Origin of the sequence: Streptomyces sp. NBC_00704 (genome assembly GCF_036226605.1) — a bacterium.
GTDB lineage: Bacteria > Actinomycetota > Actinomycetes > Streptomycetales > Streptomycetaceae > Streptomyces.
In genome coordinates, this window is the sequence record NZ_CP109000.1 from 2,454,135 (window position 1) to 2,476,704 (window position 22,570).

The following is a 22,570-nucleotide window of genomic DNA, read 5'->3' on the forward strand; positions in this document are numbered from 1 at the left end:
ATTGGAAGGCACGACCATGGCGGGACCCGTCCTGGAAATGCGCTCGATCGTCAAGACCTTTCCCGGCGTCAAAGCGCTGTCGGACGTCACACTGACTGTCCGTCAGGGCGAGGTCCATGCCATCTGCGGTGAGAACGGCGCCGGGAAGTCCACCTTGATGAAGGTGCTCTCCGGCGTCCATCCCCACGGCAGCTACGAGGGCGACATCCTCTTCGAGGGAGAGGTCGTCCAGTTCAAGGACATCCGGGCGAGCGAGCAGCACGGCATCGTCATCATCCACCAGGAGCTGGCGCTGTCGCCGTACCTCTCGCTGGCGGAGAACATCTTCCTCGGCAACGAACACGCCAAGAGCGGGTTCATCGACTGGCGGGAGACCCTGCGGCACGCCACGGAGCTGCTGCGCCGGGTCGGTCTCGACGACCACCCGGAGACCCGCGTCGCCGACATCGGCGTGGGCAAGCAGCAGCTCGTGGAGATCGCCAAGGCGCTGTCGAAGAAGGTCAAGCTGCTCATCCTCGACGAGCCGACGGCGGCCCTGAACGACGAGGACAGCGGCAAACTCCTGGATCTCATCCTGGAGTTGCAGAAGCAGGGCATCACCTCGATCATCATCTCCCACAAGCTCAACGAGATCCGCAAGGTCGCGGACTCGGTGACGATCATCCGCGACGGGCACTCCATCGAGACGCTCGACGTGAAGTCGGAGGAGACGACCGAGGACCGGATCATCAGCGGCATGGTCGGCCGCGACCTCGACCACCGCTTCCCCGAGCGCACCCCGCACGAGCCGGAGAAGGGCGCGGCTCCGGCCCTGGAGATCCGCGACTGGACCGTGCACCACCCGATCGACCAGCAGCGCAAGGTGGTCGACGACGTGTCGATCCAGGTGCGCCGCGGGGAGATCGTCGGCATCGCGGGACTCATGGGCGCGGGCCGCACCGAGCTGGCCATGAGCGTCTTCGGGCGCAGCTACGGCCGGCACGCGGGCGGCACGGTCCTCAAGGACGGCGAGGAGATCCGCACCAAAACGGTCGCCGAGGCGATCGGGCACGGGATCGCCTACGTCACCGAGGACCGCAAGCACTACGGCCTCAACCTCATCGACACCATCAACCGCAACATCTCGCTGACGGCCCTGAACAAGGTCGCCAAGCGGGGCGTGGTCGACGAGCACGAGGAGCGGCAGGTCTCCGAGGGCTACCGCAAGTCCATGAACATCAAGGCCCCGACCGTCTTCGAGCCGGTGGGCAAGCTGTCCGGCGGCAACCAGCAGAAGGTCGTCCTCAGCAAGTGGATCTTCGCGGGTCCCGACGTGCTGATCCTGGACGAGCCCACGCGCGGCATCGACGTCGGCGCCAAGTTCGAGATCTACACGGTCATCGACCAGCTGGCCGCCCAGGGCAAGGCGGTCGTCTTCATCTCCTCCGAGCTGCCCGAACTGCTCGGCATGTGCGACCGCATCTACACGATGGCCGCCGGACGGCTCACGGGCGAGTTCCCGCGGGCCGAGGCCACGCAGGAAGTGCTGATGCGTCAGATGACGAAGGACAAAGAGGTATCGCGATGAGCACGGACGTGACGGACAAGAGCCCGGCGGCCGCGCCGCCCGGGAAGAGCGGGGGCTCCGCCTCCGGCGGCGGGCTGCTGCAACTGGTGCTGGACGGCCTGCGCCGCAACATGCGCCAGTACGGCATGCTGATCGCCCTCGGCCTGCTCGTGATCCTGTTCCAGGTGTGGACCGGCGGTGACCTGCTGCTTCCCCGCAACGTCTCCAACCTGGTCCTGCAGAACAGCTACATCCTGATCCTCGCGATCGGCATGATGCTGGTGATCATCGCGGGCCACATCGACCTGTCGGTCGGTTCGGTGACGGCCTTCGTGGGCGCCTTCGCCGCCGTCCTCACGGTGCAGCACGACGTGGCGTGGCCCGTCGCGCTGGTGCTGTGCCTGGTGGTGGGCGCGGTGGCCGGCGCGGTGCAGGGCTTCCTGATCGCCTATCTCGGCATACCCTCCTTCATCGTCACCCTCGCGGGCATGCTGCTCTTCCGCGGTCTGACGGAGATCCTGCTGGCGGGCCAGACCCTCGGCCCGTTCCCCGAGGGTCTGCAGAAGATGGGCAACGGCTTCCTGCCCGCGGTCGGCCCGAACACCAACTACCACAACATCACGCTGCTGCTGGGCTTCGCCCTGCTCGCCTTCGTGGTCCTCCAGGAGGTCCGCGACCGCAAGCGCCAGCAGGAGTTCTCGCTCGACGTGGTGCCGATCAACCTCTTCCTGCTCAAGCTCGTCGCCATCGCCGCCGCGATCCTCACGGTCACGATGCTGCTCGCCAGCTACAAGGGCGCGCCGATCATCCTGATCATCCTCGGGGTGCTGGTCGTGGGCTACGGCTACATCATGCGCAACGCCGTCTTCGGCCGGCACATCTACGCCATCGGCGGCAACCTGCCGGCGGCCAAGCTGTCCGGCGTCAAGGACAAGAAGGTCACCTTCTTCGTCTTCCTGAACATGGGCGTGCTCGCGGCCCTGGCCGGTCTGGTGGTCGCCTCCCGGCTGAACGCGGCCTCGCCGAAGGCCGGTCTGAGCTTCGAACTGGAGGCGATCGCCTCGTCGTTCATCGGCGGCGCGTCCATGAGCGGCGGCGTCGGCACCGTGCTCGGCGCGATCATCGGCGGTCTCGTCCTCGGTGTGCTGAACAACGGCATGAACCTCCTGAGCGTCGGCTCCGACTGGCAGCAGGTCATCAAGGGCCTCGCCCTGCTGATCGCGGTCGGGTTCGACGTCTGGAACAAGCGCAAGTCCGGTTCCTGAACCGGTAGCGGGCCCCGCCGGAAGGCGGGGCCCGCTCTGTTTTCAGGACCAGACCTGAATCTGGACCTGGACCTGGACCGGGACCGGCACCGGCACCGGCACCGGCGGGACGAGCGACGAGCGGGACGGCAGTGGAAGGCGGGAAGACGGTGGAGACGGTGAGAACGGTGAAGACGCACTTCGGCAGGCTGGCCGACGGCGCCGAGGTCTCCAGCTGGTCGCTGGAGAACGGCGGAACCCGGCTGACGGTGCTCGACTACGGCGGGATCGTGCAGTCCCTGGAGGTCCCCGACCGGCACGGCCGGTACGCGAACGTCTCCCTCGGATTCGGCTCCGTCGAGGACTACGTCGCCGGCAGCCCGTACTTCGGGGCGCTGATCGGCCGGTTCGGCAACCGCATCGCCGAGGGCAGCTTCACCCTGGACGGCGAGACCCACCGGCTGCCCCTCAACGACGGGGCGCACAGCCTGCACGGCGGGACCGAGGGCTTCGACCGGCGCGTCTGGGACGTCGAGCCGTTCACCGAGGGCCCGGACGTCGGCCTGCGCCTGACGCTGACCAGCCCGGACGGCGACATGGGCTACCCGGGCACGCTGCGGGCGCACGTGACGTACACCCTCACCGCCGACGGGGACTGGCGCATCGACTACGAGGCCACCACCGACCGGGCCACCGTCGTCAACCTGACCAGTCACGTCTACTGGAACCTCGCCGGCGAGGGCAGCGGCCCGGTGCACGACCACGAGCTGGAGATCGCCGCCTCCCGCTATCTGCCCGTGGACGCGGGGCTGATCCCCACCGGCGAGCCCGCCGACGTCGCCGGCACCCCCTTCGACTTCCGCACGGCCAAGCCGGTCGGCCGGGACCTGCGGGCCGCCCACGAGCAGCTGCTGCCCAGCAAGGGCGTCGACCACAACTACGTCCTCGACAAGGGCCGCACGGCCCGGCCCGAGCCGGTCGCCGTGCTGCGCGACCCCGCCTCCGGCCGCACGCTGACGATCGCGACCACCGAGCCGGGCCTGCAGTTCTACTCGGGCAACTTCCTCGACGGCAGTCTCGTCGGCTCCGGCGGGCGCACCTACCGCCAGGGCGACGCGCTCTGCCTGGAGACCCAGCACTTCCCTGACTCGCCGAACCGGCCGGGGTTCCCGAGCACCGTGCTGCGGCCGGGCAAGGTGTACCGGACGACGACGGTCCACTCGTTCGGCGTCTGACCCACCGCCCCCGCCGGCCCCGGCATCCCTGCGGCCGACGGGGGTTCTTCACAGTTAAACCACAATTTCTCACCGATTCCCCAGCGGTTGAACAGCCTCCCCGACACCTCCGTATGTAAGAGCGGCCCGCGCTCCCCCGCGCGGGCCACCCAGTGACGACGGGCCCGGTCGTCCCCGCCGGGCCCGCCCCATACGGAGGTTCCATGGCCGACAACGTCTCCTCGTTGTTCCGCAACGCGGCGCACAGCCCGTCGATGGCGGCGCTGACACGCGAGGGCGGCGAGGGAGTCGGCCCGGTGGACTTCTGCATCCCGTGCAACCCGTACTTCCCCACCCCGGCCATGATGGACACCATGGCCGCCCGGCTGCGCGACATCATCACGTACTACCCGAGCAGCGCCGACACCATCACCGCCGAACTGTGCAACCTGCTCCAACTCCCGCCGCAGGCAGTCGCCATGGGCAACGGCTCCACCGAGCTGATCACCTGGATCGACCACCTGCTGGTGCGCGAGTCCCTCGCCGTGCCGGTGCCCACCTTCGGCCGCTGGACCGACCAGCCCATGGAGACCGGCAAGCGGGTCGACATGTTCCCGCTCCAGGAGTCCAGCGGCTTCGCCCTGGACCTCGCCCAGTACGCCGAGTTCATCCGCACCCGGGGCACGCGGGTCGCCGTCATCTGCAACCCGAACAACCCCGACGGCGGCTTCCTGCACAAGCACGCGCTCGTGCAGTTCATGGACGCGATGGCCGACCTGGACCTGATCGTCGTCGACGAGTCGTTCCTGGAGTTCGCGGACGCCGAGCAGGAACCCAGCGTCGTGCAGGAGGCGATGATCCGGCCCAACGTCATCGTGCTGCGCAGCCTCGGCAAGAACTTCGGCCTGCACGGCATCCGCTTCGGCTACATGGTCGCCAACCCGTCGCTGGCCGGCCGGGTCCGCTCGATGCTGCCGAAGTGGAACCTCAACGCCTTCGCCGAGTACGTGGTGTTCATGCTGAGGGAGCACGGACCCGAGTACGCGCAGAGCCTGCTCCAGGTGCGCCGGGACCGTCTCGACATGGCGAGCCAGCTCTCCGCGCTGCCGGGTCTGACCGTCTACCCCTCCCAGGGGAACTTCCTCTTCGTGCGCCTTCCCGTCGGCGCCGAGGGCACCGTGGTCCGCGACCGGCTGCTCGCCGAGCACCGCATCCTGGTCCGCGAGTGCGGCAACAAGATCGGTTCGTCGAGCCGCTTCCTGAGACTCGTGGTGCGCCCCCAGGTCGACGTGCGTCGCCTGGTGTCCGGCCTGGAGCAGGTGCTCTACGGGACCAGGAGGGGAGCCGCCGTGCCCGAGCTGAACGCCGCAGCAGGCTACAGCTCGGGCACGGCGGCCGTGGACCGGCTGGTCACCAACGGCGCGGGGACCCATGGCCTGGCCGCCCAGGCCATGGCCGCGGAGCCACGGCCGGTCGCGGCCCCCCAGCCCGCGGCCGTCGCCGCGGCGATGCCCGCCCCCGCGATGCCGCAGTCGGCGCCGTCCGACGGCGCCGGGATGCCGATGCCCGCGGCGGCGCAGATCTTCCCCCAGTCCGCGCCCGCCCCGACCCCCACCCCTCCCCCGGCGCCCGCCCCCACACCGCTCCCGACACCGCTCCCCACCCCGTTCCCCACGCCCGCCCCCGCCCCCGCTCCGGCCCCGCCGATGGCACCGGCCCCGCCGATGGCACCGGCGGCGGCCATGGCTCCGGCGGCGATGTCCCCGGCGGCCATGTCGCCCGCGGCCATGTCGCCGGCCATGGCACCCCCGATGTCCCCCGCCATGGCTCCGCCCATGGCCCCCGCGCCGGTCCCGCCGATGGGACCGACCCCGCCCGGCGTCCCGGCCCGCGGCGGACTCACCGCCGCCCAGGTCCGCGGCACCAACGGCCTCACCCCGGCGCCCGCCACCGGCTGGCCCAACGCCCAGAGCTGGCCCAACGCGGCGGGCATGGGCCAGGCAGGCTAGAACCGGGACGGCAGGGCGGCAGGGCGGCAAGCAGGGTGCCGGGCTCCATGCGCCGTGCGGGCGCGAGTCCAGTGAACCGGTCTGCTGAGCCAACCACTTGATGGCTCGTCAGCGCGCCGGGGCCGCCCGCTCCTGAAGGAGTGGGCGGCCCCGGCCCGGCCGGCGTGCGCCTGCTCGGCCCGCTCGCGTCCTACTTGCCCGGGCACTCCTTCCAGGCCATGTGGTAGACGGTGCTGATGTCGCCGTCCGTCGAGTCCATCGTCATGAAGCTGACCTTGGACGCGGACGACGAGCCCGCGTTGACGCGCAGTTCGGTGTTGATGTTGAAGTTGCGCTGGACCCCGCAGGGCGCGTAGACGAGGTTCGCCCAGTCCGTGGTGTCCGTCGCCTGCCAGTTGTCGTTGAGCGCGCCGTTGAAGGTGTGGTTCTTGAACACCGTCTGCGACGAGCCCTGGAAGTAGTAGGAGGCCCGCTGCACGCCGTTGGACCCGGCCTGGAGCGAGGCGAAGCCGCGGTAGTCCGCGCTGGCGATGGCGTAGGTGAAGCCCGAGGGGACGTGCACGATCAGGCTCAGCTGGCAGTTCTTGCGGAATGCGGTCGGGTCGGAGTTGCCGCCGACCTGCGCGAGGTACTCGCTGTAGGTCACGGTGAAGGCGGTGTTGTCCTCGGAGACGGCGACCGCCGCCGTGCCCGGGCGGCAGCCCGAGCCGTTCACCGTGGCCACGTTGATGACGATCTTGTCCGGGGGCGGGTCGACGAACCCCGAGGACGGGTTGTGCGCGGGCATCGCCGCGGTGACGAGAGCGGCGACAGCGCCGCCCAGGAGCAGCCCACTAGCCATGGTCTCTCCCCTTCATTGGGATCGGTGGGGGGTGGATGCGGCCGGCTCCGCGCAGCAACCATGTGAAGAATCAATGAAGTTGCTGTGAAGAACCGGGGCGATCGCATCGTAGGGAGACCGCTGGGGCGCGCCCAGGTGGAACTCCGGCCATTCACCCCGGCCGGTTCACACCCCGTGGGTCCGCGCCCGTCGGCGCACCCGGCCCGCCGTCACGGGTTCTCCCAGGCCGCGGGCTCCTCCGCCAGCTCCTTCACCGGGACCGGCAGCGCGTCCGCCGCGATGTCCGCGATCGTGACGCCCTCCAGGATGCGGCGCACGTTGGCCCGCAGCGCGATCCACAGCGGCAGCAGGGGTTGCGCCGAGCCCGTGTACGTCAGGCCCGTCGGGCGTTCGCCGCGCACCGAGACGATCGGGCCGTCCACCGCCCGGATGACATCCGCGACCGTGATCGCCGCGGGGTCGCGGGCCAGCCGGTAGCCGCCCCCGCCGCCGCGCCGGCTGTCGACGATCCCGCCGCGCCGCAGATCGCCCAGGATGCCCTCCAGGAACTTGTGCGGGATGTCCTGCTCGGCGGCGATCGACTCCGCCTTCACGGGGTCGCCGCCGTCCTGCCGCACGGCGAGTTCCAGCACCGCCCGCACCGCGTAGTCCGCCCTCGCCGAGATCCTCATGCCCCCATTGTGCGGTCGGCCGGCGAGCGGCCCCGCCACGGCAGGGCGGCCTGCGGCCGGTGACCGGCGAGCGGCGGTCGCCGGCCTTCGTGAAGCTCGTCTAGGCCAGCCGGATCACGTTCCAGGACAGGGGCTCCAGCGTCGCCGTCAGCGTGCCGTCCGCCAGCGTCGTGCCCTCGGCCGCGTGCGGGGCGACCCGCTCGGGGTCGGCGAGGGTGTTGCGGGCGTCCGGGTCGGCGTCCGCGAGCACGCTGTGCTCCACCACCGAGGTCAGGCCGAGGCCGTTGAGTCGGACCTCCAGCGGAAGCGCCTCGGTGCGGCCGCGGTTGACGGCGAAGACGGTGACCGACCCGTCCTCGGCGCGGACCGCGGTCGCGTGCAGCAGGTCGGCGTCGCCGTACTTGCGGGTCCGGTAGGTCGGCGAGTCCACCCGGACGTCGAGGACCCGGCCGCGTCCGTGGCGGGCGGCCTGGGCGAACGGGAAGAACGTCGTCTGCCGCCAGGCCGGGCCGCCGGGCTCGGTCATGATCGGCGCGATGACGTTGACGAGCTGGGCCAGGCAGGCCACGGCGACCCGGTCGGCGTGCCGCAGCAGCGCGATGATCAGGGAGCCGAAGACGACGGCGTCGGTGACGCTGTAGGAGTCCTCCAGCAGCCGCGGGGCCTGCGGCCAGTCGGCGCGGTCGATGCCCTTGGCGTGCTCCTCCCACTCGGGCAGGTACCAGACGTTCCACTCGTCGAAGGAGAGGCTGATCCGCTTCTTCGACTTCAGCCGCGCGCCGACGTGGTCGGCGGTCGCCACCACGTTCTCGATGAAGGACTCCATGTCGACGGCGGAGGCGAGGAAGGAGTCGACGTCGCCGTCCTCGGGCCAGTAGTAGGCGTGCAGCGAGATGTGGTCGACGAGGTCGTACGTCTCCTGGAGGACCGTCGCCTCCCACTCGGCGAACGTCGGCATGGACTGGCTGGAGGAACCGCAGACGACGAGTTCCACACCGGGGTCGAGCTGACGCATGGCCCGCGCGGTCTCGGCGGCGAGCCGGCCGTACTCCTGCGCCGTCTTGTGGCCGGTCTGCCAGGGGCCGTCCATCTCGTTGCCCAGGCACCACAGCCGGATGCCGAAGGGGTCCTCGTCGCCGTGGCTCACGCGGAGGTCGGACAGGGCGGTGCCCCCGGCGTGGTTGGCGTACTCCTGGAGCGCGAGGGCCTCGGCGACGCCGCGCGTGCCGAGGTTGACGGCCATCATGGGCTCGGCCTGCGGGCCCAGCTTCCTGAGGAAGCCGATGAACTCGGAGAGGCCGAAGCGGTTCGTCTCCGTGGAGTGCCAGGCCAGGTCGAGGCGGTGGGGCCGCTCGGCCACGGGACCGACCGAGTCCTCCCACCGGTAGCCGGACACGAAGTTGCCGCCCGGGTAGCGCACGGCCGTGACGCCGAGTTCCCGGACGAGGTCCAGGACGTCCGTGCGCAGGCCGTCGGCGTCGGCCGCCGGGTGGCCGGGCTCGAAGACCCCCGTGTAGACGCAGCGGCCGAGGTGTTCGACGAAGGAGCCGAAGAGACGGGGGTTCACCTCGCCCGTGGTGAAGGAGGGGTCGAGGGTGAAACGAGCGGTGCTCATCGTGGCCTTTCGGTCTTGGTCGCCGCGCTCCCGCCGCGGTCCGTGCTCCTGCCGGCCCGTGAGCGGGGTTCGGTATCCCGGATCATGCTCGCGTCTTCGAACGGGACCGTAAAATCCGGCGCCCGCGTCCGTCAATGGTTTCGGCGCGATCCATGACAGCGCTTTCCCGCACCGCGCCCGACCGTCTTTTCCGTGACGTGAGCACAACCGGCCGCGTAGGCTCGAACGGGCTGCCGCCGGGCGGTTCGGAAGGGGGAGCGGATGGACAGCGCGGGCGCGCGCGGAAGGGCGGCACGGATCGTCTCCGCGCTGCGGCGCACGCGGACCGGCCCGGCCATGCGCGAGCTGACCGGCGATCTCTCCGCCGCGCTGCGGGCGCGTCCCCGCCGGCCCTGCGGGGTGCGGGAGGTGTGCCGGGCGCTGTGCGAGGAGATGTCCGCACGGCGCGGCGGCCGGCCCGTCGAGGTGCGGTTCGAGCGGTTCCCCGACGAGATCGAGGTCACCGGCCTGTGGGTCGAGTTCCAGGAGTTCGACCTGGTGATCGTGGAGGAACGGGCCGAGGCTGTCCAGCAGTTGGTCATCCTCGGCCATGAGCTGTGGCACCTGCACGCCGGGCACCGCCACCACCATCACGGCATCGGCACGGTGGCCGCGGGCGTGCTCGCCGACCGCTCCGGCTGGGACTCCATCGCGCTGACCGTCGCCGCCCGCAACGGCTCCCGCGCGGACGACGAGGCCGAGGCCGACGACTTCGGCCACCGACTCGCGGCCCGCTTCCGACGCTATCTGCCCGACGCCGCCGGCTCCGGGCCCCTGGGCCCGGGACCGTCCGCCGCCGGACCGGGCGCGGAGACGTCCGCCGTCCAGCGCACCCTCGGCTACCGGGGACGCCGGGGCGCCGCGCGGTGAACCACGGGCTCTACATCTCCTTCTGGCTGCCCACCGCCGTCCTCGGCGCGGCCCTCGCCATCAAGCTGCCCAGCATCCTCAAACTCTGGCGGGACCCGCTGCTGCGCGCCGTCGGCGGTCTGCTGGTGTTCGCCTGCGCCGTGTTCGTCTTCGCCGCCCCGAAGACGATCGCCTGGACCAACCGGGTCACCGGCGTGCCCAACATCGCCGCGCCCTGGGTGTACTCCCTGCTCACCGCGCTGTCCGCGTCCTGGCTGCTGCTGATCATCGCCTGGCGCAACGGCCGCACCGAGCGGTCGGCCCAGACCCGGCGCGCCACGCGCTGGGTGGTGTCCGTCTACGCGGGGGTGGTGGTCGCCCTGTGGGTGCTCTTCGCGCTGGCCGACGTGCCCGTGGAACGGATCCGGGACCTCGACACGTACTACGCCAACACGCCGTACATGCGCGAGGAGATCCTGCTCTACCTGCTCGCGCACACGGTGGCCTGCTCGGTGACCGCCCGCCTGGTGTGGAACTGGAGCCGCACCGAGGGCCTCGACGCGTGGCTGCGCTGGGGGCTGCGCTTCCTGGGGGCCGGCTATGTGACCAACCTGGTGTTCAGCGCGGCCAAGCTGTCGGCCGTCGCGGCCCGTTGGACCGGGCACGACCTGGACTGGCTGAACACCGGCATCGCGCCCTCGGCGGCCTGCATCGCCGCCACGCTGGTCGCGATCGGCTTCATCGTGCCGCACGCCGGCCAGTACCTCCAGGAGCGCTGGCGGGTCCGCCGCAGACACCGGAGCCTGAAGCCGCTGTCCCGGCTCGTGCGGACCGTCACCGGCGCACGCGAGCCGTTCGACCTGCGCGCCACCCCCGAACTGCGGCTGATCCGCCGCGAGACGTTCATCCGCGACGCGCTGCTGCAACTGGCCCGTCATCTGGACGACGACCTGCGCGCCCGGTCCTACGACGCCGCCGTCGCCCTCGGCTTCGAACGCGGCCGCGCGCAGGCCCTCGCGGCGGGCGTCGCGCTGCTGGACGCCGTGGAGGCGAGGGAGCGGTCCCGGCGCGAGCCGGGGGCTCCGCAGCCGGGCACGTCCCAGCCGGGAACCTCGGGGCCGGGGATGCCCGCGGCCCCGAACTCGCCGCGCACCGAAGCCCGGACGGCGTCCGTGAACCCGCCGCGCACCGAAGCGCGCACAGCGTCCGCCGCCGTCTCCCCCGCTGCCGTCTCCCCCGCCGGCGTCTCCCCGGCTGCCGTCTCGGAGGCCGCCGTCTCCCCGGCCGCCGGTTCCCCCACGGCTTCCGCGGCGCCGTCCTCCTCCGGTCCGGACACCACCTACCTCCTGCGGGAGATCCAGGCCGTGTCCCGTGTCCTTCGCCACCCCCTCGACCTCCAGGCGGTCCGCGCCCACGTGGCCGCCCCGGCAGAGAGCATGTCCACGCATGAGTGAGCCGTCCAACCCCGCCAGAACCGCCGTAGTGCTGGGGGGATCCCACGCGGGCATGCTCGCCGCGCGCGCCCTGAGCGGCTTCGCCGACCGGGTCGTCGTGATCGAGCGGGACGTCCTGCCCGACGGACCCGCCCCCCGCAGGGGACTGCCGCAGGCCCGCCACGCCCACATGCTGTGGTCGGGCGGGGTGCGGGCGGTGGAGGAGCTGCTGCCGGGGGTCACCGACGCCCTGCTGGACGCCGGCGCGCGCCGGTCGCCGGTCACGACGGACATGGTCGTCCTGGGCCCACGAGGCTGGTTCCGCCGCTGGCCCGAGTCCCACCACGTGATCCTTGCCGGACGCGATCTGCTCGACGCGACCGTCCGCGACCTCGTCCTCGCCGACGAGCGCGTCGAGGTGCTCACGGGGACCGAGGCGACGGGCCTGGTCGGCGACGCGGGAGCCGTCACGGGAGTGCGGGTGCGCACGGCGGGCGGAACAGAGGACCGGGAGGACCGCGACGACCCGCAGGGCCGGGAGCGGATCGTTTCCGCAGCTCTGGTCGTCGACGCGACCGGGCGGGGTTCGCGGGCGGCGGGATGGCTCCAGGACCTCGGCCTGCCCGCCGTGGAGCGGCGCGAGGTGGACTCCGGGCTGGCCTACGCGAGCCGGCTCTACCTGGCCCCCGAGCGGGCCCGGTCCGGGTATCCGATCGTCAACGTGCAGCCGGACCCACGGGACGGCCGTCCGGGCCGGGCGGGGTTCCTGCTGCCCATCGAGGACGGCCGCTGGATCGTGACCCTCAACGGCACCCGCGGCGGCGAACCGAGCGCCGACAACGAGGACTTCGAGCGCTTCGCCCGCGAGGAGCTGCGCCACCCGGTCATCGGCGAGCTGCTGGAGCGGGCCGAGCCGCTCTCCGACGTGTCCTTCACCCGGGCCACCGTCAACCGCCGCAGCCACTACGAGCGGATGGCGGCCTGGCCGGAGAACTTCGCCGTCCTCGGGGACGCGCTGGCCGCCTACAACCCGCTTTACGGCCACGGCCTCGCGGTCGCCGCCCAGAGCGCGGTCGCACTGCGGGACGCCGTCCGGCGGCACGGCTGGGGCTCGGCGGGACTGTCCCGTCGCGTCCAGCGGGCGGTGGCCCGCCCGGCGGGCGCCGCCTGGGACCTCGCGGTCGGCCAGGACGTGTTCTACCCGGGCGCGACGGAGAACGGCCCCACGCTCCGCGACCGGGTGCTGGCCGCGTACGTGGGGCGCCTGATGCTCACGGCCACCGGCAGCGGCCGGATCGCCCGGCGGGTGACCGACGTGACGTCGCTGGAGCGGGGCCCGCAGGTCCTGCTGACCCCGACGGTCCTGCTGGCCGCCACCGCCGGCCCCCTCAAACGCCCCCTGCCCGGCCCGCCCCTGACCCCCTCGGAACGCGAACGAGCGGGCCTGCGCTAGCAGTTGGACACGAGGACCCGCGACGCCGGTGACCGAGCGCGCGGACACCGGCAGTCGCCCGAGCGGACACGCGCCACGCGCCACCACCGGAGGGGCAGAGCCTCGGCCCATCGGGCGAGCGGGCCACCGCATCGACCGTCGGCCGGGCAGACCCGCGTCAGCGGCTGGACACCGGACCCACCTCGACCGTCGGACGCGCGGGATCTCGTCAGCCGCCGGACGGGCAGGGCCGCGTCAGCGGCTGGACAACCGGACCCGCCTCGGACGTCGGACGGGCGAGGCCGCCGCGACCGTCGGACGGGCGCGACCACCGCGTCAGCCACCGGACGCGCAGGGCCGCCTCAGCCGTCGAACGAGCGGGGCCGCCTCGGCCGTCGGACGAGCGGACCCGCGTCGGCCGCCCGACGGACCGTCTGGCTCCGGCCCACGGCCGGGGCGGCCCACCTCGACCGTCGGACGGGCGCGACCACCGCGTCAGCCACCGGACGCGCAGGGCCGCGCCAGCCGTCGGACGGGCGGACCCGCCTCGGACGTCGGACGGGCGAGGCTGCCGCGACCGTCGGACGAGCGGACCCGCGTCGGCCGCCCGACGGACCGTCTGGCTCCGGCCCGCGGCCGGGGCGGCCCACCTCGACCGTCGGACGGGCGCGACCACCGCGTCAGCCACCGGACGGGCAGGGCCGCGCCAGCGGTCGGAGGAGCGGACTCGCCTCGGCCGTCGGACGAGCGGGCGCGCCTCGGGCGTCGGGCGGGCGGGTCGGCGTCGGGCGTCGGTCAGCCGGTGAAGGCGGGTTGGGGGAGGCCCTTGCCCGCGTTCGGGATCACCAGGAGCGAGCCGGCGACCGGGTGCGGGGCGGTCAGGCCGACGCGGGCCGTGGTGACGTACAGGTCCGTCAGATCGGCGCCGCCGAAGGCGCACGCGGTGACCCTCGGGGTGGGCAGGGCGATCACCCGGTCCAGTTCACCCTCCGGGGTGTAGCGGCGCACCGCTCCCCCGTCCCACAGGGCCACCCACACGCAGCCGTCCGCGTCCACGGTGAGGCCGTCGGGGAAGCCCGCGCCGTCCTCGACGGAGACGAGGGGGCGACGGCCGCTCACCCTCCCGTCCGCCGAGCAGTCGAAGACGTCGACGCGGCGCGTCGGCGAGTCGATGTAGTACATCAGCGTGCCGTCCGGGCTCCAGCCGGTGCCGTTGCTCACCGCCACGTCGTCGAGGACCAGCTCGGCCGAGCCGTCGCCGGTGAGCCGGGACAGCGTGCCGCCGCCGGGCGCCTCGTCGTAGCGCATCGTGCCGGCCCAGAGGGAGCCGTCGGGCGCGACCGCGGCGTCGTTGGCGCGACGGCCGGGCACCGGCTCGTGCCGCAGCCAGCGGAAGGCGCCGTCGGGATCGAGCAGGCCCACCCCGTCCCGGAGGTTGAGGACGAGCCCGCCGCCCGCCCGGGGCTTGGCCGCGCCCACGTGCTGATCCGTCACCCGGACCGTGCGACCGCCGGTGACGGGGTCGTAGGAGTGCAGACGGGAGCCGAGGATGTCGATCCAGAGCAGCCGGCCGGTGGCCGGGTCCCAGGTCGGGCCCTCGCCGAGAGTCGCCTCGGCCCGCACGGCCACCTCGTACGACGTCGTCATGCCACGCTCCGGTATCCCAGCAGTTCGGACAGTTGGGCCGCGCCCTTCGCGGCGAGCTGCTCCAGCTCCACGCGGCGCTCGTCCGTCCAGCGGATCATGGGCACGGAGATGGAGAGCGCGGCCACCACCTGTCCCGTGCGGTCGCGCACCGGCGCCGCCACACAGCTGACGTCCGGGTTGGACTCGCGGCTCTCGACCGCGACGCCCCGATCCCGGATCTCGGTCAGCGCCTCGCGCAGCGCACCGGGCTCGGTGATGCTGTTCGGGGTCATCCGCACGAGGTCGGCGTCGTCGGGGATGCGTGCGCTCAGTTCCGCGTCGGGCAGCGAGGCCAGCAGCATCTTGCCGACGGAGGTGCAGTGGGCCGGGAGCCGCCGGCCCGCGGCCGACACCATCCGGACCGCGTGCGTGGAGTCCACCTTGGCGATGTAGATGACGTCGGTGCCCTCCAGGATCGCCACGTGGACCGTCTCGTCACACGTTTCGGCGACGGTGCGGGCGACCTGCTGACCCTCGGCGGCGAGGTCGAGCTGCTCGGCGTAGCGGCTGCCGAGCTGGTACGGACGCACTCCGAGGCGGTACCGTCCGGGTTGTCCGGGGACGGGCACGATGTACGACCGCGCGGAGAGCGTGGTCACCAGCTCGTGCACGGTGGTGCGCGGAAGCTGGAGCTTGCGCACGATGTCGGGGGCGGAGAGCGAACCGTCCCCGTCGAGGAAGAGCTCGAGAATGTCGAGAGCTCGGGTCACGGCAGGTACGAGGCGTCCCACGACCGGCCCCCTCCCTTCGTCTGAATCGGTGCCTGTGTTCGAGATATCAACAGGCGATCGGCATGACGAACACAGGCTGTCATACGCTGTTGCGCCGGGCAATGGCCGGGAAACGCACGGTGGCCCCGGACGGCACCCGCGGTGGGCCAGGATGGGACCCATGCCGACCCAGAAACGCCTCGCCGGCTCGTTCACGGCGCTCGATTTCCAGCTGGTCCTGCTGCGCCGCATGGCCGACCACAACCCGGATCTGGTGGAGGACGCCCGCCATGGCCTGGGCGTCTCCCTGACGCAGATGAGGGAGGCCAACAAGCGCTGGCAGGCGATGGTCCACTCCCCGCACACCAGAGGAACGCTCGCCCGCTACCGCTCCGTCCTCGGCGAACCCGAGGCCAGAGCCGCCCGCCGGGTCGGCGACCTCGACTGCGAGGCCTGGCTGTGGCCGGTCTCGCTCTGGCCCGACCTGCGCTTCGAGGTGCTGCTCGCCCCGACCGGCGCCGTCTGGAACGAGTGGCTGGTGCGCGCCCCGGGGGCCCTGCCGCCGTCCCTGAGCACCCTCGACGACCTCACGCCCTGGTCCTGCACGATCGACGAGGCCGCCCTCGCCTTCGCCCCGGCCCGCCCCCTGGAGGGCACGGCCCCCAACCGCTGGGGGCTGGCGTTCACCGCTGCGGACGGCCAGGGCGTGCGCCGGGAGGTGGTCGCCGAGTTCACCTGGGGACTGCTCCAGCGCACCGCCACGAGGGACTGAGGCCGGGACGGACGCCGGTGGACGCCGCCGGTGGCGCCCGGTGGCGCCCGGTGACGGCTGGTGGGCGGGACGCCTTCGGTCAGCGGGCCTCGGCCTCGGCCGCGGCCGCCAGGATCTCCGTGACGACCTTCGGGGTCGATTCCGGGTGCAGGAACAGGAAGAGGTTCGGCTCGACCAGTTCCAGCTCCATCACCCGCGGCCGCCCGTCGTCGCCGTCCACCAGGTCGACGCGGGCGTAGAGCAGCTCCGGCGCGTCGGGGACGGCGGCCAGGGCGCGCTCGGCGACGGCGAGTTCGGCCGCGGTCGGCGTCCAGGGCTCCAGCCCGGGATGGGCGACCTTCTCCGCGTCGAAGGCGGTGTCCGGGGCCAGCACGGCCCGCTTGCGGCTCGCGTGCAGGAGGCGGCCGCCGAAGAACTGCAGGGCGCGCTCGCCGCCGGTGTCGATGGCGCGCAGGTACGGCTGCACCATCGCCGTCAGCCCCTCGGCGTGCATCCGTGCGAGATGGTCCAGGGCCCGTTCGTGCCCCTCGGGGGTGTAGCGGGCGGCATACCGGGCGCCGGCGCCCGAGGCGGGCTTGATCACGTACTCGCCGGCGTCGGGCAGCTCGGCCGGCTCGCCGGGCGCGAGGTAGCGCGTCGGCACGGTCGGCACCCCGGCCGCCGCCAGCTCGCCGAGGTACCGCTTGTCGGTGTTCCAGCGCACCACGCCGACCGGGTTGGCCAGCCGCGTGACGGAGGCGACCTTGTGCGCCCACGCCGTGAACTCGTCCGCACGCCAGCTGTAGTCCCAGGTGGAGCGGATGACGACGAGGTCGTAGGAGGCCCAGTCCACGTCGGCGTCGTCCCAGAAGACGCCGTCCGCCTCCGCGCCGGCCTCGCGCAGCGCCTCCAGCAGCACCGGGAGATCGGCGTCCTTCCCGGCCTGCGGCCGCGGGTCGTAGGTGGCTAGCGCGACACGGGCCACGACGGGACTCCTTCTTCGTGCGACTGTCCGATCATCGGAAGGCTAACAAGGGCGGTGGCACAGTGATCCGGATCAATCCCGCGCTCGGCCCGATCGCCCGCGCGGCGGGGTAGGAAGGTTCCTGTCGTGCTCGTTCCGCCGTTCGCAAGGAGTGCCCGCGTGCCCCCTCTCTTCCCGGCCCTGACGGACGATCCGTCCGCCCGCCCCGCCCTGCGGTTCGGGGCGCGCTCCCTGACGTACGCCCAGCTCGCGGCCGCGGCCGGCGCCGTCGCCGGGCGGGTGCGGGGAGCGGAGAGGGTCGCGGTGTGGGCGACTCCGTCGCTGGAGACCGCCGTCGCCGTGGTGGGGGTGCTGCTGGCCGGGGTCGCCGCGGTGCCGCTGAATCCGAAGTCGGGCGACAAGGAGCTGGGGCACATCCTGACCGACAGCGCACCCGCCCTGGTGCTGGCGGCCCCGGACGCGGAACTGCCCGCCCCGCTGCGCGACCTGCGGCGCGTGGACGTCGAGGTCGAGGCGGAGGCCGACGGCGGCGACGACGGCAAGGGCGACGGCAACGGCGCTTCCGGTGCGGGCGTCGGTGTCGATGCCGGTGCCGGTGTGGGCGGGGGGCCGGGTGCGCGGGCCGGTGCGGCCGTCGGCGGGGAGGAGCCCGCCCTCGTCGTGTACACCTCCGGCACCACCGGACCGCCCAAGGGCGCGGTCATCCCGCGTCGGGCGATCGTCGCCACCCTGGACGCGCTCGCGGACGCCTGGCAGTGGACCGAGGACGACGTCCTCGTGCACGGGCTGCCGCTGTTCCACGTCCACGGGCTGGTCCTGGGCGTCCTCGGGCCGCTGCGCCGAGGCGGGTCCGTGCGGCATCTCGGGCGGTTCGACCCGCAGGGCGTGAGCCGGGAGCTGAGCGGCGGCGCGACCATGCTGTTCGGGGTGCCGACGATGTACCACCGCATCGCCGAGGCGCTGCCCGGCGACCCGGCGCTGGCCGAGGCGCTCGCCGGGGCCCGGCTGCTGGTGTCGGGGTCGGCGGCGCTGCCCGTGCACGACCACGAGCGGATCGCGGCGGCGACCGGACGGCGGGTCGTCGAGCGGTACGGCATGACGGAGACGCTGATGAACACCGCCGTGCGGGCCGACGGCGAGGCCCGGGCCGGGACCGTCGGACTGCCGCTGCCGGGTGTGGAGCTGCGGCTGGTGGAGGACGACGGGTCGGTCCTGGACGCCCTCGACGGGGAGAGCGTCGGGGAGATCCAGGTGCGCGGCGCGAACCTGTTCACCGAGTACCTCAACCGGCCGGACGCGACGGCCGCCGCCTTCACCACCGACGGCTGGTTCCGCACCGGCGACGTGGCCGTGCGCGACCCCGACGGGTACGTCCGCATCGTGGGCCGCAAGGCCACCGACCTGATCAAGAGCGGCGGGTACAAGATCGGGGCCGGGGAGATCGAGAACGCGCTGCTGGAGCATCCGGGGGTGCGGGAGGCCGCCGTCACCGGCGAACCGGACGCCGACCTCGGGGAGCGGATCGTCGCGTGGGTCGTGCCCGCCGACCCACAGTCGCCGCCTGCGGAAGGGGAGTTGGCCGACCACGTGGCCCGGCGGCTCGCGCCGCACAAGCGGCCCCGTACGGTGCGCTACCTCGACGCGCTGCCCCGCAACGACATGGGCAAGATCATGAAGCGGGCGCTGCCGGCATGACGACGGGACGTGTGAGCGCACGTGAGGTGATCGCCCTCGTCGCCGACGACTTCGTCCCGCTCCCGCACGAGGAGCGGCCGTCCGGCCCCGACGCCCCCCTGGGCTGGCCCGGCTACGACGCCGCCCGTGCGCGCGCGGCCGAACGCACCGGTGAGTCGGAGTCCGTCGTGTGCGGCGCGGCGACCGTGGCGGGCGTCCGGGCGGTCCTGATCGCCTTCGAGTTCGGCTTCCTGGGCGGCTCGCTGGGCGAGCGCACCGGCGACCGGCTGGTCGCGGCGTACACGTACGCCCGTGAACACCGCCTGCCCGTCGTGCCGTTGGTCGCCACCGGCGGCAGCCGCATGCAGGAGGGCATGCTCGCGCTCACCCAGCTCCAGCGGGTGGCACGGGAGTCGGCGCTCACCAGGGAGGCGGGCCTGCCGCAGGTGGCGGTCCTGCGCGATCCCACGACCGGCGGCGGCTGGGCCACCCTGGGCGCGGGCGCCGACGTGGTGCTGGCGCTGCCGGGCGCCCAGGTCGGCTTCGCCGGCTCACGGGTGCGCCCGCCGGACGCGGACCCGGCCGCCTACACGGCGGAGGCGCAGGTCGCCGCGGGCGCGGCGGACGCGGTGGTGCCCGCGGCGGAGCTGCGGGACGTACTGGGCCTGTGGCTGCGCCTCCTGACCGACTGCCGGACGCCGGCGGACGGCAGTCCACCGCTCGACGGCGGCCCGGCGGCCGACGCCGGTTCGACGGCCGACGCCGGTTCGGCAGCCGACGCCGGTTCGGCGGCCGACGGCGGCCCGGCAGCCGACGCCGGTTCGACAGCCGACGCCGGTTCGACAGCCGACGCCGGTTCGGCGGCCGACGGCGGCCCGGCAGCCGACGCCGGTTCGACGGCCGACGGGGACTCGCGAACCGACGAGGGCTCGAGAACCGAAAGCGGCCCGGTGGACGACAAGGGCCCGGCAACCGGCGGCAGTTCGGCGCCCCACGCCGGTTCGCCGCCCGACGCCAGTCCGCCACCCGACGCCAGTCCGTCACCCGACGCCGGCCCGTCACCCGACAACGCCCCGGCCGCCGGCGGCGATGTCGTGCCGGCCCCCGTGCCCGGCGCTCTCGGGGAGGTCGGGCTGCCTCTCACCGGGTGGGATGCCGTGCGGCGGGCACGCTCGGCGGGGCGGCCGCGGGCGGGGGCCTATCTGGACGCCTACTTCACGCGCCGGCTCGCGATCTCCGGCGACCGGTGCGGCGGCGTCGACCCCGACGGGATGCTGTGCGGCTTCGGCGTCCACGAGGGCCGTACCGTCGCGTACGCCGCTCAGACGGGTGCGGCGACCCGGCCCGCCGGATACCGGACGGCCGTGCGGCTGATCCGGCTGGCCGAGCGGCTCGGCATCCCCGTGCTCACGCTGGTGGACACGCCGGGCGCGGCCAACGACGCCGAGGCGGAGCGCCAGGGTGTGGGCGCGGCGATCGCGGAGCTGTTCGGGGTGGTCGCCGCCGCGCGCACGCCGGTCACGACGCTGGTGATCGGCGAGGGCGGTTCGGGCGGTGCGCTGGCCCTGGCGGCGCCGGGCCGGACCTGGGCCACGCCGGACAGCTACTTCTCGGTGATCGCGCCGGAGGCGGCGGCGGCGATCCTCAAGCGGCCGCCCGAGCAGACCGAGGCGACCGCCGACCAACTGCGAATTCGTCCGCAGGACTTGGTCGAGCTGGGGGTGATCCGGGCCACGAACGCGCGGGGAACGCGGGACAACGGTGAGCACCGTCCGTGACAATGGGTGCGCACAGTGCCGCAGGAGACGGGAAGGGGCGACGGGGGACATCGTGGACGGACTGGTGGAGTTCAAGACCGACGACGGGGCCGTGGTGGCCGTCGAGGCGGTCGCGCAGGCGCGGCCGGGTTCGCGGCTCGTGGCCCGCGACGGGACGGTCCAGGCGGCCCGCACCTTCGAGGGGGCCCTGGAGGGCGTGCGGGCGGCCGCCGAGTCCGCGCTGCGGGTGTTCCGGGAGGGGACGCTGCGGCCCGACGGCGTGGAGATCGAGTTCGGGGTGAAGCTGTCGGCGGAGACGGGCGCGATCATCGCCAAGGGCACGGCGGAGGGACACCTCGTCGTGAAGCTGACCTGGTCGCCGTCAGCGGATTCGTGAACAGCGCCGCGTGGCACGCCCGGATCGAGACCGGGGGCGAGGTGGCGGGGGCGGGTTTCCTCGTCACCCCGACCACGGTGCTGACCTGCGCCCACGTCGTGCACGGCGCGGCCGCCGGCGCCCTGGCGGTGACGTTCACCGAGCTGCCCGGGTTCCCCACGGTGGCGGCCAGGGTGGTCGCCGACGGCGGCTGGGGCGGCGCGGCGACCGACCTCGGCGATCTGGCCGTCCTGGAGCTGGCCCGCCCGGTGGCGGCCGCCCCGGCCGCGCTGGCCCCGGTGGACGCGGCCGACGGCCCCCGCGCGGACCGGCCCCGCAAGCTCGTCGTCTACGGCTTCCCGGTCGGTTTCGACGAGGGCACGCTCGCCGAGTACCGCATCACCGCACGGCAGTTGCTCAACGGCGAGTGGATCCAGCTGGAGGCCTGGCAGCCGGGCGGGCAGCCGCTCGCGCCCGGGTTCAGCGGCGCGGCGGTCGCCCTCGCCGACACCGGCGAGGTCGTCGGCATGGTCACGGCGGCCGCGGGCGACCGGGGTGTGCGCAACGGGCGGATGATGCCGACCGAGGTCATGGCCCGTCACTGGCCCGCGCTGGAGGGGCTGGTGCCCACCTGCGACCATCGCAGTGCCGACCGGGCCCGGCTGCGCGAGCTGGTGGAGCGGGCGGTCCGCGAGGGCCTGGACGACGATCCGGGCCGGCGGGTGCGGCTCTACGAGGCGGCCCGGGGCCCGCTGGACCCGGACGCCCCCGAGGAGGGCTTCGACTCCCTGCGCGCGGCGGCCCTATTCGTGCTGTGCGAGGTCGACGGCGACGACGCGGCCGCCACCGTCGCCCGCTTCACCGCTCATGTGGAGTCCCTGTTCGCCGCCCCCGTCGAGGCGGCCGCCGCGCCCGTGTGGTCGCCCATCCTCGTCGACCTGCGGCGCAGCGGCGCGGGCGACGGGCGCGTCCTGGTCGAGGTGAGCGCCTACAGCGACGGTCGCCGCCATCCGGTCGGCTGCGACACCGTGCCGCAGGCCGGGGTGCGCGCCTACGTGCAGGACCGGATCGAGGCGGCCTTCCGTCATCTGACGCCCGGCTGCGACGAGTTGATCGCGTTCGCGCTGCCCCGGGAGTGGATCGACCTGCCGGTGGACCGGTGGGCGAGCGCCCCCGACGACGAGACGCCGCTCGGCTGCGTGTATCCGCTCGTGGTCACCGACCAGGCCCGCCGCCGGGCGGGGATGCGCCATCAGCTGGCCCGGGCGTGGAAGCGGCTGGACTCCGCGCCGGGGGCGCGGGTGCACCGGGTCGAGTGCGGCGGGCCCGAGGAGCCCCGCCGGCTGCGGATGCGGCTGCGGCGGGACGACGCCTGCCTGGCCGGGTTCGGCTCCGGTCCGGCCGCCTCCCGCACCCGCTCCCACTTCGACACCACGGTCAGCGCGCCCGCCCCGGTGGTCGTCTGGTCCCGCGAGGGCTGCGGCGCCGGGCCCGACGAGGACTGCGCGGGCGGGGACGGCTGTGCGGGCAAGGCGTTCCTGGACGAGCTGGACGCCTGTGTGTCGCGGGTGCCGCCCGGCGAACTCCCCCGCCTCGTGCTGGCGTTGCGCGAGGAGGCCGACGCGGAGGACGGCCACTGGGCGCACGACATCCAGCTGCTGTGGGACGACCCGCGCGTCTTCGCCGACCCGCACGGCGACCCGCCCGCCCACACCCGCTCCCCCGTGGCCTGAGCCGC

At 73.5% G+C, this 22,570-nt stretch carries 18 protein-coding genes; 12 read left to right on the forward strand and 6 right to left on the reverse strand.

Going from position 1 to position 22,570, the window contains the following annotated elements; all coding sequences use genetic code 11:
- The first annotated feature begins 16 nt into the window (after window positions 1–16).
- The 4 genes from mmsA to OG802_RS10875 all read left to right on the forward strand — a co-directional run bounded on the left by mmsA (window position 17) and on the right by OG802_RS10875 (window position 6,013).
- A complete protein-coding gene (gene mmsA, locus OG802_RS10860) occupies window positions 17–1,567 on the forward strand; it encodes a multiple monosaccharide ABC transporter ATP-binding protein (RefSeq protein ID WP_329409485.1) in 1,551 nt (516 codons plus the stop codon).
- On the forward strand, window positions 1,564–2,811 hold the full coding sequence (gene mmsB / locus OG802_RS10865) for a multiple monosaccharide ABC transporter permease (RefSeq protein ID WP_329409487.1): 1,248 nt from the start codon (window positions 1,564–1,566) through the stop codon (window positions 2,809–2,811). The genes mmsA and mmsB overlap by 4 nt, the downstream gene beginning before the upstream one ends.
- Before the next feature lie 158 nt (window positions 2,812–2,969).
- A complete protein-coding gene (locus OG802_RS10870; RefSeq protein WP_443055216.1) occupies window positions 2,970–4,025 on the forward strand; it encodes an aldose epimerase family protein in 1,056 nt (351 codons plus the stop codon).
- A gap of 203 nt (window positions 4,026–4,228) precedes the next feature.
- Entirely contained in the window at window positions 4,229–6,013 is a 1,785-nt protein-coding gene (locus OG802_RS10875) for a pyridoxal phosphate-dependent aminotransferase (RefSeq protein WP_329409489.1), read from the forward strand.
- Between the two features lie 190 nt (window positions 6,014–6,203).
- On the opposite strand, the gene OG802_RS10880 is transcribed toward OG802_RS10875, so the two are convergent.
- The 3 genes from OG802_RS10880 to arfA all read right to left on the reverse strand — a co-directional run bounded on the left by OG802_RS10880 (window position 6,204) and on the right by arfA (window position 9,140).
- Complete coding sequence (locus tag OG802_RS10880; protein ID WP_329409491.1) at window positions 6,204–6,854, reverse strand: DUF4360 domain-containing protein; 651 nt, start codon at window positions 6,852–6,854, stop codon at window positions 6,204–6,206.
- 209 nt (window positions 6,855–7,063) lie between these two features.
- Window positions 7,064–7,525, reverse strand: coding sequence for an RrF2 family transcriptional regulator (locus OG802_RS10885; protein ID WP_329409493.1), 462 nt, complete (start codon window positions 7,523–7,525; stop codon window positions 7,064–7,066).
- Between the two features lie 100 nt (window positions 7,526–7,625).
- Window positions 7,626–9,140, reverse strand: coding sequence for an arabinosylfuranosidase ArfA (gene arfA / locus OG802_RS10890; protein WP_329409495.1), 1,515 nt, complete (start codon window positions 9,138–9,140; stop codon window positions 7,626–7,628).
- Between the two features lie 261 nt (window positions 9,141–9,401).
- Between arfA and OG802_RS10895 the strand changes: the two genes are divergently transcribed.
- Genes OG802_RS10895 through OG802_RS10905 form a run of 3 tightly spaced genes read left to right on the forward strand, consistent with a single transcriptional unit; the run spans window position 9,402 to window position 12,914 of the window.
- Window positions 9,402–10,049 (forward strand): toxin-antitoxin system, toxin component family protein, encoded by a 648-nt coding sequence (locus tag OG802_RS10895; RefSeq protein WP_329409497.1) that lies wholly within the window; start codon window positions 9,402–9,404, stop codon window positions 10,047–10,049.
- Window positions 10,046–11,482 carry an MAB_1171c family putative transporter gene (locus OG802_RS10900; RefSeq protein ID WP_329409499.1) on the forward strand — a complete coding sequence of 479 codons (1,437 nt, stop codon included), beginning with the start codon at window positions 10,046–10,048 and terminating at the stop codon, window positions 11,480–11,482. The genes OG802_RS10895 and OG802_RS10900 overlap by 4 nt, the downstream gene beginning before the upstream one ends.
- Window positions 11,475–12,914 carry an NAD(P)/FAD-dependent oxidoreductase gene (locus OG802_RS10905; protein ID WP_329409500.1) on the forward strand — a complete coding sequence of 480 codons (1,440 nt, stop codon included), beginning with the start codon at window positions 11,475–11,477 and terminating at the stop codon, window positions 12,912–12,914. Before OG802_RS10900 ends, OG802_RS10905 begins: the two co-directional genes overlap by 8 nt.
- 774 nt (window positions 12,915–13,688) lie before the next feature.
- On the opposite strand, the gene OG802_RS10910 is transcribed toward OG802_RS10905, so the two are convergent.
- Together OG802_RS10910 and OG802_RS10915 are read right to left on the reverse strand one after the other, a co-directional pair.
- Window positions 13,689–14,540 (reverse strand): SMP-30/gluconolactonase/LRE family protein, encoded by an 852-nt coding sequence (locus tag OG802_RS10910; RefSeq protein ID WP_329409501.1) that lies wholly within the window; start codon window positions 14,538–14,540, stop codon window positions 13,689–13,691.
- Window positions 14,537–15,310, reverse strand: a complete 774-nt coding sequence (locus OG802_RS10915; RefSeq protein WP_329409503.1) for an IclR family transcriptional regulator — start codon at window positions 15,308–15,310, stop codon at window positions 14,537–14,539. Before OG802_RS10915 ends, OG802_RS10910 begins: the two co-directional genes overlap by 4 nt.
- A 151-nt stretch (window positions 15,311–15,461) precedes the next feature.
- Between OG802_RS10915 and OG802_RS10920 the strand changes: the two genes are divergently transcribed.
- Window positions 15,462–16,061, forward strand: coding sequence for a hypothetical protein (locus OG802_RS10920; protein WP_443055217.1), 600 nt, complete (start codon window positions 15,462–15,464; stop codon window positions 16,059–16,061).
- A 79-nt stretch (window positions 16,062–16,140) separates the two neighbouring features.
- Here the strand turns inward: OG802_RS10920 and OG802_RS10925 are convergent, their stop codons facing one another.
- On the reverse strand, window positions 16,141–17,025 hold the full coding sequence (locus OG802_RS10925; RefSeq protein ID WP_329409507.1) for an ATP-grasp domain-containing protein: 885 nt from the start codon (window positions 17,023–17,025) through the stop codon (window positions 16,141–16,143).
- Window positions 17,026–17,184: 159 nt separating this feature from the next.
- On the opposite strand from OG802_RS10925, the gene OG802_RS10930 reads away from it, so the two are divergent.
- Genes OG802_RS10930 through OG802_RS10945 form a run of 4 tightly spaced genes read left to right on the forward strand, consistent with a single transcriptional unit; the run spans window position 17,185 to window position 22,565 of the window.
- The gene (locus OG802_RS10930; RefSeq protein ID WP_329409509.1) at window positions 17,185–18,720 is read left to right on the forward strand and encodes an acyl-CoA synthetase; all 1,536 of its coding nucleotides are present in this window, start codon (window positions 17,185–17,187) and stop codon (window positions 18,718–18,720) included.
- Window positions 18,717–20,477, forward strand: a complete 1,761-nt coding sequence (locus tag OG802_RS10935; protein ID WP_329409511.1) for a carboxyl transferase domain-containing protein — start codon at window positions 18,717–18,719, stop codon at window positions 20,475–20,477. Before OG802_RS10930 ends, OG802_RS10935 begins: the two co-directional genes overlap by 4 nt.
- A 52-nt stretch (window positions 20,478–20,529) precedes the next feature.
- Window positions 20,530–20,853 (forward strand): CU044_2847 family protein, encoded by a 324-nt coding sequence (locus OG802_RS10940; RefSeq protein ID WP_329409513.1) that lies wholly within the window; start codon window positions 20,530–20,532, stop codon window positions 20,851–20,853.
- Complete coding sequence (locus tag OG802_RS10945; RefSeq protein WP_329409515.1) at window positions 20,850–22,565, forward strand: VMAP-C domain-containing protein; 1,716 nt, start codon at window positions 20,850–20,852, stop codon at window positions 22,563–22,565. Before OG802_RS10940 ends, OG802_RS10945 begins: the two co-directional genes overlap by 4 nt.
- The last annotated feature ends 5 nt before the right edge of the window (window positions 22,566–22,570 follow it).